The sequence below is a fragment of the Salinigranum halophilum genome (genome assembly GCF_007004735.1).
GTDB lineage: Archaea > Halobacteriota > Halobacteria > Halobacteriales > Haloferacaceae > Salinigranum > Salinigranum halophilum.
In genome coordinates this window covers 68,577-85,809 of the sequence record NZ_SSNL01000003.1, presented here as the reverse complement: position 1 = coordinate 85,809, position 17,233 = coordinate 68,577, and the positions used below count along the sequence as shown (strand labels likewise).

The 17,233-nt window shown below is 69.3% G+C and carries 18 protein-coding genes; 5 read left to right on the top strand and 13 right to left on the bottom strand.

Annotated elements, in window-relative coordinates:
- Nucleotides 1-18: 18 nt before the first annotated feature.
- Nucleotides 19-786, top strand: a complete 768-nt coding sequence (locus E6N53_RS04950) for an SWIM zinc finger family protein (protein WP_142857404.1) — start codon at nt 19-21, stop codon at nt 784-786.
- Between the two features lie 2 nt (nt 787-788).
- Here E6N53_RS04950 and hjc read toward each other — a convergent pair whose 3' ends face one another.
- On the bottom strand, nt 789-1,214 hold the full coding sequence (hjc, locus tag E6N53_RS04945) for a Holliday junction resolvase Hjc (protein WP_136589896.1): 426 nt from the start codon (nt 1,212-1,214) through the stop codon (nt 789-791).
- Nucleotides 1,215-1,278: 64 nt separating this feature from the next.
- Nucleotides 1,279-2,559 carry an adenosylhomocysteinase gene (locus E6N53_RS04940; RefSeq protein WP_142857401.1) on the bottom strand — a complete coding sequence of 427 codons (1,281 nt, stop codon included), beginning with the start codon at nt 2,557-2,559 and terminating at the stop codon, nt 1,279-1,281.
- Between the two features lie 131 nt (nt 2,560-2,690).
- Here E6N53_RS04940 and E6N53_RS04935 point away from each other — a divergent pair, with 131 nt between their 5' ends.
- Entirely contained in the window at nt 2,691-3,560 is an 870-nt protein-coding gene (locus E6N53_RS04935) for a hypothetical protein (RefSeq protein ID WP_142857399.1), read from the top strand.
- A gap of 112 nt (nt 3,561-3,672) precedes the next feature.
- On the top strand, nt 3,673-4,992 hold the full coding sequence (locus E6N53_RS04930; protein WP_142857398.1) for an ADP-dependent glucokinase/phosphofructokinase: 1,320 nt from the start codon (nt 3,673-3,675) through the stop codon (nt 4,990-4,992).
- Between the two features lie 33 nt (nt 4,993-5,025).
- On the opposite strand, the gene E6N53_RS04925 is transcribed toward E6N53_RS04930, so the two are convergent.
- From E6N53_RS04925 to E6N53_RS04900, 6 genes are read right to left on the bottom strand one after another with little or no spacing between them, the layout of a single operon-like run.
- Nucleotides 5,026-6,321 carry an amidohydrolase gene (locus E6N53_RS04925; RefSeq protein ID WP_142857396.1) on the bottom strand — a complete coding sequence of 432 codons (1,296 nt, stop codon included), beginning with the start codon at nt 6,319-6,321 and terminating at the stop codon, nt 5,026-5,028.
- 57 nt (nt 6,322-6,378) lie between these two features.
- Complete coding sequence (locus E6N53_RS04920) at nt 6,379-7,128, bottom strand: ABC transporter ATP-binding protein (RefSeq protein ID WP_142857393.1); 750 nt, start codon at nt 7,126-7,128, stop codon at nt 6,379-6,381.
- A 1-nt stretch (nt 7,129) separates the two neighbouring features.
- Nucleotides 7,130-7,909 (bottom strand): ABC transporter ATP-binding protein, encoded by a 780-nt coding sequence (locus tag E6N53_RS04915; protein WP_142857391.1) that lies wholly within the window; start codon nt 7,907-7,909, stop codon nt 7,130-7,132.
- Entirely contained in the window at nt 7,906-8,874 is a 969-nt protein-coding gene (locus tag E6N53_RS04910) for a branched-chain amino acid ABC transporter permease (protein ID WP_142857389.1), read from the bottom strand. The genes E6N53_RS04915 and E6N53_RS04910 overlap by 4 nt, the downstream gene beginning before the upstream one ends.
- Nucleotides 8,874-9,749 carry a branched-chain amino acid ABC transporter permease gene (locus E6N53_RS04905; RefSeq protein WP_142857387.1) on the bottom strand — a complete coding sequence of 292 codons (876 nt, stop codon included), beginning with the start codon at nt 9,747-9,749 and terminating at the stop codon, nt 8,874-8,876. The genes E6N53_RS04910 and E6N53_RS04905 overlap by 1 nt, the downstream gene beginning before the upstream one ends.
- Before the next feature lies 1 nt (nt 9,750).
- A complete protein-coding gene (locus tag E6N53_RS04900; protein ID WP_236642305.1) occupies nt 9,751-11,121 on the bottom strand; it encodes an ABC transporter substrate-binding protein in 1,371 nt (456 codons plus the stop codon).
- Nucleotides 11,122-11,219: 98 nt separating this feature from the next.
- Between E6N53_RS04900 and hisG the strand changes: the two genes are divergently transcribed.
- Complete coding sequence (gene hisG, locus E6N53_RS04895; protein ID WP_136589905.1) at nt 11,220-12,065, top strand: ATP phosphoribosyltransferase; 846 nt, start codon at nt 11,220-11,222, stop codon at nt 12,063-12,065.
- Between the two features lie 21 nt (nt 12,066-12,086).
- Here the strand turns inward: hisG and E6N53_RS04890 are convergent, their stop codons facing one another.
- The 3 genes from E6N53_RS04890 to E6N53_RS04880 all read right to left on the bottom strand — a co-directional run bounded on the left by E6N53_RS04890 (nt 12,087) and on the right by E6N53_RS04880 (nt 14,380).
- A complete protein-coding gene (locus tag E6N53_RS04890; RefSeq protein ID WP_142857385.1) occupies nt 12,087-13,055 on the bottom strand; it encodes a CPBP family intramembrane glutamic endopeptidase in 969 nt (322 codons plus the stop codon).
- A gap of 265 nt (nt 13,056-13,320) precedes the next feature.
- The gene (locus E6N53_RS04885; RefSeq protein WP_142857383.1) at nt 13,321-13,692 is read right to left on the bottom strand and encodes a DUF7473 family protein; all 372 of its coding nucleotides are present in this window, start codon (nt 13,690-13,692) and stop codon (nt 13,321-13,323) included.
- A 124-nt stretch (nt 13,693-13,816) separates the two neighbouring features.
- Nucleotides 13,817-14,380, bottom strand: a complete 564-nt coding sequence (locus E6N53_RS04880; RefSeq protein WP_136589908.1) for a TATA-box-binding protein — start codon at nt 14,378-14,380, stop codon at nt 13,817-13,819.
- Between the two features lie 118 nt (nt 14,381-14,498).
- Here E6N53_RS04880 and E6N53_RS04875 point away from each other — a divergent pair, with 118 nt between their 5' ends.
- Nucleotides 14,499-15,467 (top strand): methyltransferase domain-containing protein, encoded by a 969-nt coding sequence (locus E6N53_RS04875; RefSeq protein ID WP_142857381.1) that lies wholly within the window; start codon nt 14,499-14,501, stop codon nt 15,465-15,467.
- 65 nt (nt 15,468-15,532) lie between these two features.
- Here the strand turns inward: E6N53_RS04875 and E6N53_RS04870 are convergent, their stop codons facing one another.
- Together E6N53_RS04870 and E6N53_RS04865 are read right to left on the bottom strand one after the other, a co-directional pair.
- Nucleotides 15,533-16,138, bottom strand: a complete 606-nt coding sequence (locus tag E6N53_RS04870) for a protein sorting system archaetidylserine decarboxylase (RefSeq protein ID WP_136589910.1) — start codon at nt 16,136-16,138, stop codon at nt 15,533-15,535.
- Nucleotides 16,135-17,199, bottom strand: coding sequence for an AAA family ATPase (locus tag E6N53_RS04865; RefSeq protein ID WP_142857379.1), 1,065 nt, complete (start codon nt 17,197-17,199; stop codon nt 16,135-16,137). The genes E6N53_RS04870 and E6N53_RS04865 overlap by 4 nt, the downstream gene beginning before the upstream one ends.
- Between the last annotated feature and the right edge of the window lie 34 nt (nt 17,200-17,233).

Here is a 17,233-nt window from a genome sequence, read left to right as displayed (position 1 = left end):
GACTCGGTTCTCACGACCATGACGCACCCAGCACACACACCCGCGTCACAGCACACGCGACTGCCCTCGGCGGGCACCACGGGCCGCGCGCTCCGTGCCCGCACTGAACCGATGACCGTCCGCCCCCTCCGCGACAGGCGATACGTCGTCGAGACCGACGGTGGAACGTACGTCGTCGACATCGAGCGGCGGACGTGCACCTGCCCCGACCACGTCATCCGCGGTGCCAGGTGCAAACACCTCCGTCGCGTGGCCATCGAGGTCACCGAGCGACGCGTCCCCGCCCCGGACGAACGGCCCGGCGTCTGTGCGGTCTGTGGCCGCGAGACGTTCGTCCCGTTCGATTCGACGGGCGCACGGCTCTGTGACCGTCACAGGCACCACCCCGGCGACGTCGTCACCGACCGCGAGACGGAGTCGACCCTCCTGGTCGTCGGCGTCACGACGGACCGGGCGGACGCCGTCGAGACCGCCGAGGGACGGCTCATCGCCGACTACGAGTCCAACCGCCACTACGGCGGACACGAGCCCGTCGTCGACGCGGTCTACCTCGAGGACCGAGCGCCGCGGAAGCGGTACCGGTTCCCGGCATCGCGCCTCCGCCGACAGGAGACGACCACGGACGGCAGGGGGGAACGACCGCCGCGCTCGAAAGCAGGGACGGACGAGGACACGAGCGGAGACTCGGCGAACACTCGGCGGCGAAGGGCGAGCGGAACCGCCGCCCCGCGTGGAGAACTGCGGGTCGAAGGTGAGACGTCCGCCGGGGTCGAATCGACCGCCTGACCTCACTCGACGTCGTCGAGCGTCGTCCGTTTCGAGCGACCGACGAACTCGTCGAAGTCCTCACCCTCCGCCAGTGCGGTCTCTTTTTTCACCCGGTAGTTGCCACCGTCGGTGACGTAGAGGTCGCCCGGGTGGAAGAAGTACCAGTCCTCACGGTCGAAACGGACGGCGATGCGGGCCTTGGCGCCGAAGTTCTGTGCGAAGTAGATGAGCGCCTCGACCTCCTCGCCGGTGAGGTAGATGGGGTCGCCGGCGCTCGATTTGGCTTCGATGGCGTAGAAGACGTCGCCGTTGCCGGCGAGCACGTCGGGGAGTTCGCGGGTGGTGGCGCTGCCGGACGCGGGCGCGCGCATGACGGCGAACCCGGCCTCGTCGAGCAGATTGACGAGTTCGCGCTCCCGGCGGTCGCCCTTGCGGTTCGAAGACACAGCGCGCAGTCGTCGTCGGCCGTACTTAAATCGGCCGCACCGCGTGACGGGGTGGTGAGACCGCTTACGTCCCGTGGTCCCAGGAGTTCATGTACTCGGCCTGGGCGTCGGAGAGCGAGTCGAACTCGACGCCCTCGGCGGCGAGTTTGATCTCCGCCACCTCACGGTCGAGGTCGTCCGGGACGTCGTGGACGCCGGGGTCGTACGCTTCGCCGTTCTCGACGAGTTCGCGCACGCAGACCGCCTGGACACCGAACGACTGGTCCATCACCTCGACCGGGTGGCCGAGCGCGATGGGGGCGGCGAGGTTCACCAACCTCCCCTCGGCGAGGACGTTCAGGCGTCGGCCGTCGGCCAGCTCGTACGCCTCGACGCCGTCGCGTGCCTCGTACTGGTCGACGGCGAGGTCCGAGAGGTGGTCGAGGTTGACCTCGACGTCGAAGTGACCGGCGTTCGCGAGGAGGACGCCGTCCTGCATGGCCTCGAAGTGCTCGCGGGTGATGACGTCTCGATTTCCGGTGGTGGTGATGAAGACGTCGCCTTCCTTCGCTGCCTCGGCCATCGGCATGACGTCGTACCCTTCCATGTGCGCTTCCAGCGCCCGGCGGGGTTCGACCTCGGTGACGACGACGTTGGCGTTCTGGCCGGCGGCCTTCTTCGCGACGCCCTTCCCACAGTAGCCGTAGCCGGCGACGACGACGGTCTTCGACGCCCACGAGAGGTTCGTCGTCATGGCGATGGTGGCGAGCGCCGACTCGCCCGTGCCGTGGACGTTGTCGAACAGCGTCTTCATCGGCGTGTCGTTGACGGCGAACACGGGGTAGTTCAGTTCGCCGTCGGCGTCCATCGCGCGGAGGCGGTGGACACCCGTCGTCGTCTCCTCACAGCCGCCGACGATGGTCTCGATGAGTTCGGCGTGGGACTCGTGGATGGCCGCGACCATGTCCATCCCGTCGTCGACGGTGATGGTCGGCTCGTGGCCGATGACCGCCTCGATGTCGGCGTAGTACTGCTCGTCGTCGACGCCGCGCTCGGCGTAAGAGGTAATCTGTGGGTGGGCGTCGAGCGCCGCACTCACGTCGTCGTGCGTCGACAGCGGGTTACAGCCCGTGATGGCCACCTCCGCGCCACCCTCCGCGAGAAGTTCGACGAGGTTAGCCGTCTTCGCCTCGACGTGCATGGCCATGCCGACGACCTCCCCGTCCAGGGGTCGTTCGCTCGCGAACTCCTCGGAGAGCGACTGTAAGATGGGCATATGCTGCATCGCCCAGTCCATCTTGCGCCGACCCTCCTCGCGTGCCGCCTCGGGGTCGTCGAGGCGGGCTGTGATAGACGGCTGACTCATAGGTAGCGGTTGCGGGAGCGCCGGCAAAACCCTACCGAAGGGAGTGTCACCGGACGGAGAGCACGGGCGGGAGTATCAGCCGTGAGACCGCGGCGGAAAGGTTAACCCGAGGTGAGCGGGACCGGCGTGTAATGAATCGCGGACAGTCGACGACAGTCGCGACCGTCTTCTTGGTCGCCGTCATCTTCGTCGTCGGCGGGAGCGTCGCCTACGCGGGGAACGAGGTCGTCACCGGTGCGCAGAGAGAGCCCGTCTCGGCGGCAGTGACGACGGACGTCGATGGGCGGAACGTCACCGTCACCCACGAGTCGGGAGACGAACTCGCCACGAGCGACGTCGACCTCGTCGTCCAGGGCGAAGGGGAGTCGGCGCGACTCGCGCTGGACGCGGCGACGCGACAGGGGGACGGTGACGGGTCGTTCACCGCCGGTGAGACGTTCGTCGCCGGCCACGGCCTCAGTGGGGGCGAGGCCACGGTCAGAGTCGTCCACCGCCCGAGCGGGAGCGTCCTCGCCCGCGACGAGTTCGACGTCCCCGTCGTCGGGACGACGCCGGACCCCTCCGCGGCGGTCGCCAGCTACTCGGCCGGCGGACAGGACGGAGGCGGGTCGCTGACGGTCACGGACGGCACCTACCGGCTGTCGGGGAACACGTGGAAGGAGGTCGACTTCGACTACACCGTCACGACCGACACCGTGCTGGTCTTCGAGTTCAACAGCACCGCGGAGGGGGAACTACACGCCGTCGGCCTCGGCACGGACAACCAGGGGTCACAGCCGCTGTACAAGCTGTACGGGACACAGAGTGTGGGGAGCACCGGCGCGTACAACTTCAACGGGACGTACGATACCTACGCCGACGGGGACGGCTGGACGCGCTACGAGATACCCGTCGGTGAGACGTTCCAGGGGGACGTCTCGAAACTTGTGTTCGTCAACGACGAGGACGGCGGTGGTGCTGTCGAATCGGCGTTCCGGAACGTCCGCGTCGAGGAGCGGTGAGCGGCCGGTCGGGACAGTCGGACCCCGCCAGGACATCGCGACCGGACGGCGACCAGACGAGTCGCTCGCCGGTGAACAGAACGCCTAACAGTCGGGGTGCTGACACGCCGGTATGGACCTCCAGACCGCGCTGGACACGCTCACGGACTATCCAGTCCTGTGTGCGTACAACGCGAACGTCGACGCCATCCGGCGCGTCGACACCGACCTCGAAACGTTTCTCGGCCCTCCAGGGGAGAGCCCGAACGGACGACTCGACTCTCGGGGCGAACTCGCGGCGGCCATCGCGGCGACGATGGCGGACGGGAGCGGCGACGAGCGCGCCATGACCAGTGCGTTCGCGGCCGACCTCGAATCGTCGCTCACCGCCGACGAACAGCGCCTCGGCGGACAGGCCGGCATCATGTCCGACGTGCTCTCGTCGCTCGGCGGGGCACCGGTGTTGTACACCTACCTCCTCTCGGAGCGCCAGCGCGCACAGTTCATCCACGCCGACGGTATCCGGTTCCCCGTCGTCGAGGAGGGCAGACTCGCGCTCCGCCCGCTCGACGACGCGCCCACCGCCGACCGGACGAAGCTCAACTGGATCTTCGAGTTCGACGACGGCGACACGTGCTGCGGGACGACGGCGACCGACGCCTCGCGGTTCATCGCGGCCTCCCGGCCCGACGAGTTCGACCTCCACACCCCCGTCGACGACCACGCCGTCGAACTCGGCGAACGGGTCGGCTGTGCGGTCCTCTCGGGGTTTCACAGCGTCAATCGCGAGTACGAGAACGCGGAGACGTTCGAGACGTGTCTCGACAACGCGGCGGCGTTCGTCCGCGCGGTGGGACGGAACGCCCGGGTCCAGGTCGAACTCGGCGTGACCCACGACCCCGACGTCCGTCGGCGGCTGCGCGAGGTCGTCGTCCCGGAGGCCGACGTGGTGAGCCTCGACAGCCGCGAACTCGACCAGCTCCGTGACGACCTCGGACTCTCGACGCAGGAGCGCCACGACCACGCGGTCACCCGCCGGTACGAGACGCTCGACCGGGTCCGAGAGCGACTCGGCGTCGACGCACTCTCGTTTCACGCGAAATCGTACTTCCTCGCGACGTTCGACGACGGGTACCTCCCGCCGACGGCGGTCAAGGAGGGGTTCGACTTCGCCGCGTGCGTCGCGGCCGCGAAGGCCGAAGACGGGCTGGTGACCGGCGCGGCCGACCTCGGGGACGCGACGCGGTTCGAACGCGCCGCGGAGGGGGTCGACGCCGTGGGCCGGCTCGCGGCCCATCTGGACGTCCCGAGCGTGGACGGGGCCATCGCGTCGCCGGGTGTCGTCGCCGTGGCGAACCGGGTCGTCGACAACCCCGCGAGCACGGTCGGTATCGGCGACGCCGTCTCGGTGACGAGTTTCGCGCTGGCGAACGCGGTGGCGGACGAGCGATAACGAGGACCGAGCCGCCGCCTCGGGGGAGCAGTGTCAGCCGGCGCGGTCGGCCATCACCGCGGCCCGTTCGCGGGCCCGTTGTTTCACTCGTTCGGCGTCCATCGTCAGCACCTCGCGGTCGCGCATGAGCACCTGCCCAGCGCACATCGTGTGGCGGACGTCCGCGCCGCGGGCGGCGTAGACGAGGTGGGAGACGACGTCGTGGACCGGAGTCAGATGGGGGGCGTCGAGGTCGACGACCGCGAGGTCCGCGGCCGCGCCGGGTTCGAGACGCCCGCCGGGGAGACCGAGCGCGTCGGCCCCGCCTGCCGTGGCCATCCGCACGACGTCGGGGGCGGCGACGGCGTCCGCGCGGTCGGCGGCGAGTTTACCGAGCATCGCCGCGTCGCGCATCTCGTCGAAGAGGTCGAGGTCGTTGTTCGAGGCCGCACCGTCGGTACCGAGCGCGACGGTCACGCCCGCGTCGAGGTACTGCTGGACCGGTGCCATCCCCGAGGCGAGCTTCATGTTCGACGCCGGGCAGTGGACGACGCTACTGCCCCGCTCGACGAGGAGGTCGATTTCGGTCTCGGAGACGTGGACGCCGTGGGCGAGGAACGTGCTCGAGTCGAGGACGCCCAGCGAGTCGGCGTACTGGAGCGGGTCCGTGCCGTACTCGTCGACGAGCGGGTCGACCTCGTCCCGCGTCTCGTTCGCGTGGAGGTGCAGGGGCACCCCGATGTCACGGGCGACCTCGACGCACCGCTCGAACGCCTCGCTGGAGACAGTGGTCAGCGAGTGCGGCATCACGGCCGTTCGAATCCGGCCCTCGGCGGCACCGTCGTACTCGCGCGCCACGTTGAGGCTCTCGTCGACGTCGTCGTGCGCCGTCTCGGTGTCCTTCCCGACGGTGACGATGCCGTGGCCGACGCGGGCGCGGAGGCCGGCGTCGTCGACGGCCGCGACCACGTCGGGGACGTGAAAGTACATGTCGCCGAACGCCGTGGTTCCCGAGCGAATCATCTCCAGGAGGGCGAGGTCGGTGCCGGCGCGGACGTCGACGGGTTCGAGCGTGGCCTCGGCGGGCCAGATGTCCTCGCGGAGCCACGCGTCGAGCGGTTTGTCGTCGGCGTAGCCCCGGAGGAGCGTCATCGCGGCGTGCGTGTGGGCGTTGACGAGGCCCGGCATCACGACCGACCCGGCCGCGTCGAGCACCTCGTCGGCCTCGCCGCCGAGTTCGGGACCGACGTCGATGATGTCGCCACTCGCCTGGTCGACGAGCACGTCCGCCGTCGTCACGGAGCCGTCGGGGCGGAGGACCTGTCCGCCGGCGACGCAGAGTGTTGGCATGTGCTCGGGTCCGTCCGCTCCGGCGAAAACCCCGTCGGTCCCGGTCAGGGGGCCGCCTCAGTCCCCGCGCACGCCCAAGTAGAGGTCGCGAATCGCGTCGCTCGCGGCGAGTCGGTCCGCGCTCCCCTCGAAGCGGTTCTCGCCCATGTCGAGGACGTAGCCGCGGTCGGCGACGGCGAGTGCGGCGCGGACGTTCTGTTCGACCATCAGGACGGCCGTGCCGGACGCTCGGACCCGCTGGACGTGGTCGAACGCTCGCTCGACCAGCTGGGGTGCCAGCCCCGCCGACGGTTCGTCGACGAGCAACACGTCGGGGTCGGGCATCAGCGCTCGGGCCATCGCGAGCATCTGTCGCTCGCCGCCGGAGAGGGTCGACGCCCGCTGGGAGAGTCGCTCTTCGAGCCGTGGGAACAGGTCGTACAGTTCGGCGCGACGCCGTGCGGGCTCCGAGACGGATGCTCCCCCGATGTCGAGGTTCTCCGAGACGGTCAGGTTGGGAAAGACGTTCTCGGTCTGGGGGACGTAGCCGATGCCGTAGTCGACGAGGTCGTCCGTCTCGACCGCCGAGACGTCGGTCCCGCCGACGGTGACGGTCCCCGCCCACAGCGGCAACAGCCGGTAGATGGCGCGCATGAGCGTCGACTTCCCCGCGCCGTTCGGCCCGAACACGACGACCACCTCCGCTTCGCGAACGTCGACGTCGACGCCGTGGAGCACCTGCAGGTCGCCGTAGCCGGTCTCGACGCCGCGGACCGAGAGGAGCGCGTCGTCCACGCGGGCGATTGCGTCGAGCGGCTCGTCGACCATCTCAGACGCCCCCCAGATAGGCGTCGATGACGCGGTCGTTCGCCTGAATCTCCTCGGGTGGCCCCGTCGCGAGCGTCGACCCGTTGTGCATGACGACGACGTGGTCGCACTCGCGCATGACGAGGTCGACGTCGTGTTCAATCAAGACCACAGTGCGGCCCTCGTCGTTGAGTGCGCGGACGCGTTCGAGGAGTCGGTCCGTGAGCGCGGGATTCACGCCGGCGGCGGGTTCGTCGAGCATGAGGAGCGACGGGTCGAGCATCAGGACGCGGCCGAGTTCGAGGAGTTTGCGCTGGCCCCCCGAGAGCCCGCGGGCGTACTCGTCGGCGAGGGGGGCGAGGTCGAGGAAGTCCAGCGTCTCCGCCACGCGTGCGTCGAGCGCGCGCTCCTCGTCGGCGACGGTCCCGGCTCTGAACAGGGCGTTGAGCGCCGATTCGCCGCTCTGGCCGGTGGCCGCGAAGGCGAGGTTGTCGGCGACGGTCATGCCCGCGAATATCTTCGGCGTCTGGAACGTCCGGCCGACGCCGGCGGCGGCGACCTCGTGTGGGGCGCGGCCGACGACGGGCTCGCCCTGGAGGCGAATCGTGCCCGAATCGGGCGTGAACACGCCCGTGACGAGGTCGAACAGGGTCGACTTCCCCGCGCCGTTCGGCCCGATGAGGCCCGTGACCGACCCCTCGGGGACGGTGAACGAAGCGCCGTCGACGGCGGTGATGCCGCCGAACGTCTTGACGAGGTGGTCGACGGCGAGTGCCGGCGGGCGCGCGGGCGAGGCGGTCACTCCTCGTCACCTGCCAGGACGAGTTCGTTCGGGTTCCCGAAGAGGCCGGCGGGGCGGAAGCGGACGACGAGGACGAGGAGGAGGCCGATGACGACGAACCGGAGCGAGGGGAGGAGCGTCGCCGACCCGCCGACGTCCGGGAGGTAGCGCGTCCCCTCGCGGAAGCCGACGAGGACGACGGCGCCGACGATAGCGCCGAGGTTCGAACCCGCGCCGCCCATGAGCAACGCCACCCACACGAGGAAGGTGATGAGCGCGACGAACGTGACGGCGACGACGCTGCCGATGTAGTGGGCGTACACCGCACCCGCGAGGCCGGCGATCATCCCGCCGATGGCGAACGACTTCAGCTTCACCCGGGTGGTGTCTTTGCCGAGTGCCTCGGCGGCGTCCTCGGACTCGCGAACACCCCTGAGCAGTCTGCCGAACGGCGCGTCGCCCAGGCGCTCGACGACCAGATACACGCCGGCGGTGAGCACGAGCGCGAATACGAAATAACCCAGTTGCCACGTCCCCGGCCCGAGGAGTGCCCGCCCCGGTCGCGGGACGCTGTTGAGCCCGAACGTCCCCGCGGTGAGCCACGCCTCGTTGACGAGGACGTCCTCGAAGATGCCCGCGAGGGCGAACGTCGCGACGGCGAGGTAGTGTGTCCCGAGTCGGACGCTGGTGAGCCCGATGAGGGTCGCGAGCAGGCCGCCGACCAGCGCCGCGGCGATGAGGCTGAGCGGGAGCGCCCACGGCATCGGGAGCGCGAAGGCGACGGTGTAGTTCGCGGTGGGGCCCGGCGGCGGCATCGTCAGGATGGCCGCGGTGTACGCCCCCGCGGCGAAGAACGCGACGTGCCCGAAGTTGAGGAGGCCGGTGTACCCGTAGTGGACGTTCAGCCCCATCGTGAGCATCGCGTAGATGAGCGCGATGGTCCCGATGCTGAGCAGCGCCGCCGCGACGCCGGCGACTTCGACCATCAGCGCGCACCCCCGGCGACTCCCTCGGGTTTCAGGAGGAGCACGCCGACCAGGATGACGAACGCGTACGCCATCGTGTACTCGGTGGCGAGATACCGCGTCCCGAGGCTCATGGCGACGCCGACGACGAGCGAACCGACCATCGCGCCGTAGGGCTTACCGATCCCACCCAGCAGGGTCGCGGCGAAGACGACGATGAGGAAGTCCCAGCCCATCGTGGGACGGAACGGCGAGAACTGGATGGCGAGGAGGACGCCCGAGAGCGCGCCGACGACGCTCGAGAGGAACCAGGTGCGGCGGACCACGCTGTCGGTGTCGATGCCGGCGATGGCCGCGAGGCGACGATTCCCGCTCGTCGCACGCATCTGCTTGCCGAGCATCGTCCGCTGGAGGAGGAGGTGGACGGTGAGCATCGTCGCCAGCGCGGTGAGCAGGAGACCGGCCTCGACAGGGGTGAGCCGCACCCCGAAAACCGTCCACGGCCGCACCAGCGGCACCGGCAACTGTCTGGCCTCGGTCCCGGCGACGGCGCGGACCGAGTTCCTGAGCACGAACGCGAGGCCGATACTCGTGATGAGCAACGGAAGCGGCCCCCGGTCGGAGAGCGGGTCGTAGAAGACGCGCGCGAGTCCCACGCCGAGCAGGCCGACGACGAGGAGCGCGACGAGGGCCGCGACGGGAACGCCGAGGCCGAGACCGACGACGAGGAGCGCGACGTAGGCACCGAGGGTGAGGAACTCCCCGTAGGCGAAGTTGATGAACCGTGTAACGCCGTACGAGAGCGTCAACCCGACGGCACCGACGGCGATGACGCTCCCGTTGACGAGGCCGTAGACGACGGTCTGAACGACGCCGAGGAGCGCCTCGGTGACCATCTTACAGTTCGTCGGCCGGGAGGGTCGCCACCTGCTCCCACGCGCCGCCGCTGGCTTTCATGACGGCGAACGGCGAGGCGATGTCGCCGTTCTCGTCGAAGTCACAGGGGCCGACGAGCCCCTCGTAGTTGACCTCGCTCCCGGCGTCGAGCGCCGCCGCGCCCTCGGCGTAGTTGGTGACGGTCTCGCCGCCGGGCGTCGCGACGGGGCGAATCTGAGCGGCGATGCCGTCGCGGGTGAGTTCGCCGTCGGCGGCGAGGGCGGCCTTCATCGCCAGCGCGCCGATGTTCACCGCGTCGAACGTGTTCTTCGCGAAGATGCCGGGCTCTCGGCCCGCGTACGACTGGAAGTCGGCGGCGAACTGTTCGACGCGGCCGGCCTCGACCGCGGCGGGGGAGTCGGCCTCGACGAGACCCAGGATGCCCTCGGTCACGCGGTCGTCGGTGAGTTCGAGGAAGTCGGCGTTGGTCTGGTCCTGGGTGACGAACCAGTTGCCCTCGTAGCCGGCCTGAAAGGCCGCACGGAGGATTTTCGCGCTGTCTTCGGGCGTGCCGACGAGCGTGACGAGTTCGGGGTCCGACGAGAGCATCTTCGACACCTCCGACTGGTACGACGACTTGCCGGTCGCGTAGTCGAGGACCGACGTGAGGGTCCCGCCGTACTCCTCGAACGAGGAGCTGATGGGCTCCTTGAACGACTGGAGCGCCGGGGCGTTCCCGACCATCAGTCCCATGTTCTCGTAGGAGGCGGCGGTGTTGAACTCCTGGTTCCGCGCGGCCCGCGAGATGGCGCGGCCGCCGAGCGAGTCGGAGGGGACGGTGCGGAAGATGTACTCGCCGCCGACGGAGTCGAGCGCCGTCGTGCCGGCCGTGGGCGTGACGACGGGGACCCCGTTCTCCCGGATGAGGTCGATCACGCCGGTGAACGTGAGGCTCGTCGGCCCGACGATCAGGTCGACGCTGTCGACGTTGATGAGCTTCTGGGCGGCCGAGACGCTCGCGTCGACGGTCGCTTCGGTGTCCGCCTGGACGACCCGGACCTGGGTGCCGTCGATACCGCCCGAACTGTTGAGCGCGTCGACCAGCATCTCGACGACGGGCAGGACGTTCCCGCCGACCCAGTCGTACTCGCCGGTGAACGGGAGGAGGACGCCGATGGAGGCGTCGGCAGAGCCGGAGCCAGAGCCAGAGCCAGCGCCGGCGTCGGTCGTCGGCGACGTGCTCCCGTCGCCCTCGACGGTGCCGTCGCCGGAGCTACCACCGGACGTGTCACCACTCCCCCCGCCACCGGCACACCCGGCGAGCCCCGTGACAGCGGCCGCACCGACCGTGCCGAGGAAGCGTCGCCGTCCGCTGATACGGTTTCCAGCCACAGTAGGTCGCACCAGTACCGAGAGAGCTAAAAGCGTTATCTTCGACCCGCCACCGCGTGGGGCGAAAGGCAGTTCACCCGACGGCGTCAGGGGTGAGTATGCGCATCGCCGTTCCCAACAAGGGTCGTCTCCACGACCCGACGCTGAACCTGCTCGAACGCGCCGGGCTCCACCTCGACAACGGCGCGGACCGCAAACTGTACGCCGGAACGGTCGACCCCGACGTGACGGTACTGTTCGCCCGCGCCGCCGACATCCCCGAGTACGTGTGGGACGGCGCTGCCGCGGTTGGCGTCACCGGCTACGACCAGGTGCGCGAGTCCGGTCACGACCTGACCGAACTGGTCGACCTCGAGTTCGGGAAGTGCCGGCTCGTCCTCGCGGCCCCCGAGGACGGCGACATCGAGACGGCCGCAGACGTCTCCGGGCGGACGGTCGCCACGGAGTTTCCGACCATCGCCCGCGACTACTTCCGGCGGGAGGGTATCGACGCCGAGGTGGTGGAGGTGACGGGCGCGACGGAGCTCACCCCGCACGTGGACATGGCCGACGCCATCATCGACATCACCTCCACGGGGACGACGCTCGCGGTCAACCGCCTCGCCGTCGTGGACGAGGTGCTCTCGTCGTCGGCGCGGCTGTTCGCCCACCCCGACCACGCCGACGACGAGAAGGTCCAGCAGCTGGTGATGGCGCTCCGCTCGGTGCTCTCCGCGGAGGGCAAACGCTACCTCATGATGAACGCGCCGCGAGAGCGCCTCGACGAGGTCCGCGAGGTCATCCCTGGACTGGGCGGCCCGACCGTGATGGACATCGCGGGTGACGACCGGGTGGCGGTCCACGTGGTCGTGAACGAGCGGGAGGTGTACGAGGTCGTGAACGAACTGAAGAACGTCGGCGCGAGCGGCATCCTCGTCACCGAAATCGAGCGGCTGGTCGAGTAGGCCGCCTCGTCGCCCGGGCGGTCAGTCGCGCCACCGCAGGTCGGGGACGGTGAGTGACGGGTGGACCGCGAGGAACTGGTATCGGAAGCGGACGTAGCCGACGATGGCGAGCGTGCCGAGCGCGATAGCACCGACACCCAGCAGGCCGGCCTCGGGGCCGAACGCGCCGCCGGTCCACACCGCAGGACCGCGCTGGGAGACGGCGATGACCGCGGCGTCGAGGCCCAGGCCCGAGACGGGAAAGCCGTAGACGCCGCCCTGAAAGAGGTTCCACGTGATGTGAAGCCCGATGGGGATGGCAAGTTCGTCGGTGAGGACGTAGCCGAGCGCGAGCATCACGCCCGCGAAGGAGATAGAGAGCGCCGAGACGAGCGTCGCGTTCGGGTTGCCGAGGTGGAGCGCGCCGAACACGACCGAGGACGAAAAGACGGCGACGGCCGTCGCGCCGCGGTCACCGAGCCAGCCCGCGAGCCCCTCGCAGACGTTGGTCAGGAGGTAGCCTCGCGCGAGGAGTTCCTCCTGGACGCCGACGACGAGGAAGAGGACGACGACGGCGGTAAAGGCCGAGGCGAAGCTCCCCGACGCGGTGAACGTCCCGGTGACGACGACCCAGCCGAGCGCGAGTTCGAGGGCGAAGACGAGCGTCATGAGGCCCGCGCCGAGCGCGAGCCCGAATCCGAGGTCGAGCCACCAGTCGCGGTCGAGACCGAGACCGAAGTCCGAGAGCCGGCGGCGGTCGACGAACCACCCGACGAACGCGATCGCGCCGGCACTCACCACGCTGGTGACGATGGTGACGACCGCGACGGCAGAGAGGCTCTCGACGAGAAGCGGCGAGAGCATCGGGCGGAGCGGCCGGAGAGCGAGCGCCGTCCCGACGAGCGAGAGGACGATGACGACGACGCCGGCGAGGAGTCGCCACGGTGCGCGTGGGCGGCGCTCGTCGGCGTTCCAGAGGAGCCGTCTCACGAGGGCGAGAGGGGAACCCATCGTCTCGACGGTGTGTCCGACAGTCACTTCAGTACACGGTCTCGGGCGACAGGGGCGTCGTGTCGGTGCTCGGTCGCAGGGGCGAACGGGCACGGAGGCCCGAGAGACGCAGGCGGCCGAGACGAGTGGGAGGCGACGCGCCCGTGTGCCGCGCTCGTGTCCGCTCGGCCGAGCGGTGCCGTCGCGAGAAACCAGTCGGGAGGGTTTCGTCGTCTGCCGCCGTGGAGTCGCGGCGCGCGGACCGAGACAGGGCGAGTTCGGGTCGTCACCCGGGCGCGCTCTGAACGAGCGCCAACAGCCCGAAGACGATGACCCCGAGGATGATGCTCACGACGACGTGGATGAGCGTCAGATACGCCGTGAGTCGGTTCGACCGGCCGTAGACGTACCGGAAGAGGCCGAAGTCGGCCGCGAGCGCGAGCGGCAAGGCGAGCGCGGCCGGCCACGAGAGCGCGACGAAGACGAAGCTGATCGCCGGGATGGCCGGCCCGACGGCGAACGCCCGCTTGACCTCGACGTCGCCGAGGACGTTCCTGGCGGCGAGGTGCGCCGTGACGGTGAAAAAGAGCGCGAAGAGGGCGAATGTGCCGGCCACCTGTGCCGGGCTGCCAGAGGGTACGGTCTGGAGAACGACCATACCGGACTCGTCGGGCGAGAGGGCCTTAGGTCCGACTATCTCGCGCGGTCGTGGCTGTGACAGCCGTCACGGACGGGGGTCGAGCGCAGCGGCCGGTGGAGGGACGAGGTGCGAGAACGGCGGGCTATTCGGCGAGGAGACCGAGTTCGTCGAGCCGGGAGACGATGTTGTCGACGGCTTCCTCGGCGTCCGAGGGTTCCTTCCCGCCGGTGATGACGAGTTTACCGGAGCCGAAGAGCAACGCGACGACGCTCGGGTCGGAGATGCGGTAGACGAGGCCGGGGAACTGCTCGGGTTCGTACTCGATGTTCTCCAGCCCGAGGCCGATGGCGATGGCGTTGAGGTTAAGGCTCACACCGAGGTCCGCGGAGGTGACGATATTCTGGACGGTAATCTCGGGGGCGTCCTCGACAGGAATCTCCAGTTCGCGGAGCTTGTCGAAGACGATCTCGAGACTCTCGTGGACCGCGTCGGTGCTCTTGGCACCGGTGCAGACGATCTTGCCGGAGCGGAAGATGAGCGCCGCAGATTTGGGGTTCTGTGTCCGATAGACGAGACCGGGGAACTGCTCGGGGTCGTAGTCGGCACCTTCGAGGTCCATCGCGACGCTCTGCAGGTCGAGTTCCTGCCCGATGCCCGTCGACGCGACCACGTTCTCGATGTTGATGGTCTCCTTTGGGTCCCTCATATATCGGGTTGAACCTCGTCTGTACGATTTAAAAAGGTTGGTGCAGCGGTCGGCACCGCGAAAGGAAGGGAGAGACCGGACCGACACGCTCTTTCGCCGGCAGCGTGGAGTCGATTGCGTGTACGGGCTGGAACTCGCCGGGACCGACGACGCCTACGCGGCGTGCGAGGCACGGGTGGCCGCGAGCGACGTGACCGTCGAGGCCCCGGGGCTAGCCGTCGCCCGTGGCGTCGACACCGCACGCGTTCGGAACCTGGCGTACACCCACCGGGCGGCCGAACTCGTCGGCCGAACCGACGCGAGTGTCGAGAGCGCGAAGGCGCTCCTCGCGGCGGCCGGCATCGACCGGACGGGAAGCGTCGCCGTCCGGGCGCGCGACGTCCGGTCGGCGACCGGCGTCTCGACGCGGGAGGCCGAAGTCGAACTCGGAAGCGTCCTCACAGAGCGCGGGTTCTCGGTCGACCTCGACGACCCAGACCACGTCCTCTGTGCGTGGTTCTCCGGTACTCGCTGCCTGCTCGGGTGGCAGGTGGCCGAAAGCGTCCGCGACTTCTCGACCAGACAGCCGACTGATCGACCCTTTTTCCAGCCGGGGAGCATGGACCCCCTCGACGCCCGCTGGGCCGTCAACGTCGCCGGCGCGGGGGAGGGGACGAGACTCGTCGACCCGATGTGTGGGACCGGCGGCTTCCTCATCGAGGCCGGCCTCGTCGGGAGCGAGGTGGTCGGTCTCGACGCACAGTGGAAAATGACCCGGGGGTCGAGAGAGAACCTCACAGCCTACCTCGACGACGAGTTCGAGGTCCTCAGGGGAGATGCGACCGCGCTCCCGCTGAGAGACGACAGCGCCGACGGCGTCGTCGTCGACGTCCCCTACGGACGGCAGTCGAAGGTGGCGACGCACACGCTGTCCGAACTGGTCTCGGGCGCACTGTCCGAGGCGGCCCGCATCGCGCCGCGAGCGGTCGTCGTCGCCGACCGCTCGTGGGAGACGGAAGCCGAAGCGGTGGGCTGGACGGTCGACGACCGGTTCGAGCGGTACGTCCACGGGTCGTTGACGCGGCACGTTCACGTCCTGCGGAAGTGAGCCCGGCCGGGGGGAGAGAGCCCAGCGAGCGTGTGGTCGAGTTCGAGAGAGGAAGCTCAGCCCGCTCAGACGTCGTCGTCGTCCGGGACCTCGGCGATGACCGTCTCGCCGGCTCTGACCGAATCACCCTCCTCGACGAGGAGGTGGTCGCGGTCGATGGAGGGTGGGAGGAGGACGTCCGCGCGGGAGCCGAACGCGATGTGACCGAGGCGGTCGCCCTTGGCGACCGAGTCGCCGTCGTGGACGTACGGCGCGATGCGACGGGCGAACCAGCCCGCGATGAGCGACACCTCGAAGAGCCCGAAGTCGACGTCGACGCGCTCGTTCTTCTCGGAGTCCTTCGAGAACGCCGGCTTGTTCGCGCCCGGGGAGTGGTCGACGCCGTCGACGTAGCCCTTCTTCGGCGCGCGGACGACGTGGACGTCGAGTGGGCTCATGTAGACGCCGACGCGGAACTGGTCGTCCTCTTCGCGCACGACCGACACCGTCCCGTCGGCGGGCGCGACGATACCCACGGTCGGTGGGTAGCGTTCGGGGTCGCGGAAGTTCCAGAGGGCGAACAGGCCGAACCCGAGGAGGACGACGGCCAGCGGTGGGAGGAGGAACGCGAAAATCATCGCGCCGACGAGCGGCGGGAGCGCCCACTTGCGGGCGCCGGGTGCGAAGTTCACGCGTGGGCCTCCGCTCCCCAGGCGGTGAGGAGATGCGTCAGATGGAGGCGGTCGTCCGTCCCGGTGACGAGGTCGTGGTCGACCTCGCCGGCGATGCGGTGGAGGCGGGCGAGGTCGTCGCCGCCGATGTCGCTCCGACGGGCCACGCTGAGGAGCGCCTGGAGCAGGTCGCCGCCCTCGTACCCCTCGTCGTCGAGGAGCGTCCCGAGGGCTTTCCGGGCGTCGCGGTAGTCGCCGGCGCGTGCGTCTGCGAGGATCTCCTTGAGTTCGTCGTCGCGGCCGGCCTCCTTGATAGCGCGGTGGGCGGCGTCCATGGTTATCTCTCCAGCCTCGGTGGCCGTCGTCTGTGCGCTCAGCACGGCGCGACGGACGTTCCCGTTGGCGTAGCCCGCGATGAACTCTAAGCCGGCGGCGTCGTACGCGACGTCCTCGGCCTCGACGACGTGTTCCAGCACGTCGCGGAGTTCGTCCGTCGTCGGCTTGCGGACGGGGACGACGAAACAGCGCGAGCGGATGGGCGGGATGAGTCGGGAGGGCTGGCGGGTGGCGATGACGAACTGCGTCGTCTGGTGGTTCCGTTCCATCACGCGACGGAGCGCGTGCTGGAAGTCCTCGCGGATGGCTTCGGCGTTATCGAGCAAGATGGTCTTGTACTCACCGCTGGTCGGTGAGTAGCCCGCGTACTCCTGGATGACGTGCCGGAGCATGTCGCGTTTCGACCAGTCGCGCTTGTACTTGTTCGACCCGCTCCCCCGGCGGTACTGCTTCGAGAACTCCGTCTGTCCCTGCAGGAAGTGTTCGAAGCGCGGGTCCTCGCGAATCTGTTTCTTCGAGCGGTCGAAGAAGTCGGCGACGTTGAGTTCGACGAGGTCGGTGTCGGGGTCGTCGTGTGTCTCGCGTGCGAGTGCCCGAACGGCAGCCGTCTTACCGACGCCCGGCGGCCCCTGTAGCACGAGGTTCATAGGTTCGTCGACGGTCCGCCGGAGTCGGTCGCGGACCTCCGGTTGGGGGAGTTCCGAGAGCGCCGGCGCGTGTGTCTCTGTCCAGAGCGGCGCGTCCATACCCCGTACGTGTCGGTCAGGGGCTAAGAATCGG

Coding starts and splice junctions, on each gene's coding strand:
- E6N53_RS04950 (WP_142857404.1), top strand. CDS start 19: ATGACGCACCCAGCACACACACCCGCGTCACAGCACACGCGACTGCCC.
- E6N53_RS04940 (WP_142857401.1), bottom strand. CDS start 2,559: ATGAGTCAGCCGTCTATCACAGCCCGCCTCGACGACCCCGAGGCGGCA.
- E6N53_RS04935 (WP_142857399.1), top strand. CDS start 2,691: ATGAATCGCGGACAGTCGACGACAGTCGCGACCGTCTTCTTGGTCGCC.
- E6N53_RS04930 (WP_142857398.1), top strand. CDS start 3,673: ATGGACCTCCAGACCGCGCTGGACACGCTCACGGACTATCCAGTCCTG.
- E6N53_RS04925 (WP_142857396.1), bottom strand. CDS start 6,321: ATGCCAACACTCTGCGTCGCCGGCGGACAGGTCCTCCGCCCCGACGGC.
- E6N53_RS04920 (WP_142857393.1), bottom strand. CDS start 7,128: ATGGTCGACGAGCCGCTCGACGCAATCGCCCGCGTGGACGACGCGCTC.
- E6N53_RS04910 (WP_142857389.1), bottom strand. CDS start 8,874: ATGGTCGAAGTCGCCGGCGTCGCGGCGGCGCTGCTCAGCATCGGGACC.
- E6N53_RS04905 (WP_142857387.1), bottom strand. CDS start 9,749: ATGGTCACCGAGGCGCTCCTCGGCGTCGTTCAGACCGTCGTCTACGGC.
- hisG (WP_136589905.1), top strand. CDS start 11,220: ATGCGCATCGCCGTTCCCAACAAGGGTCGTCTCCACGACCCGACGCTG.
- E6N53_RS04890 (WP_142857385.1), bottom strand. CDS start 13,055: ATGGGTTCCCCTCTCGCCCTCGTGAGACGGCTCCTCTGGAACGCCGAC.
- E6N53_RS04885 (WP_142857383.1), bottom strand. CDS start 13,692: ATGGTCGTTCTCCAGACCGTACCCTCTGGCAGCCCGGCACAGGTGGCC.
- E6N53_RS04880 (WP_136589908.1), bottom strand. CDS start 14,380: ATGAGGGACCCAAAGGAGACCATCAACATCGAGAACGTGGTCGCGTCG.
- E6N53_RS04865 (WP_142857379.1), bottom strand. CDS start 17,199: ATGGACGCGCCGCTCTGGACAGAGACACACGCGCCGGCGCTCTCGGAA.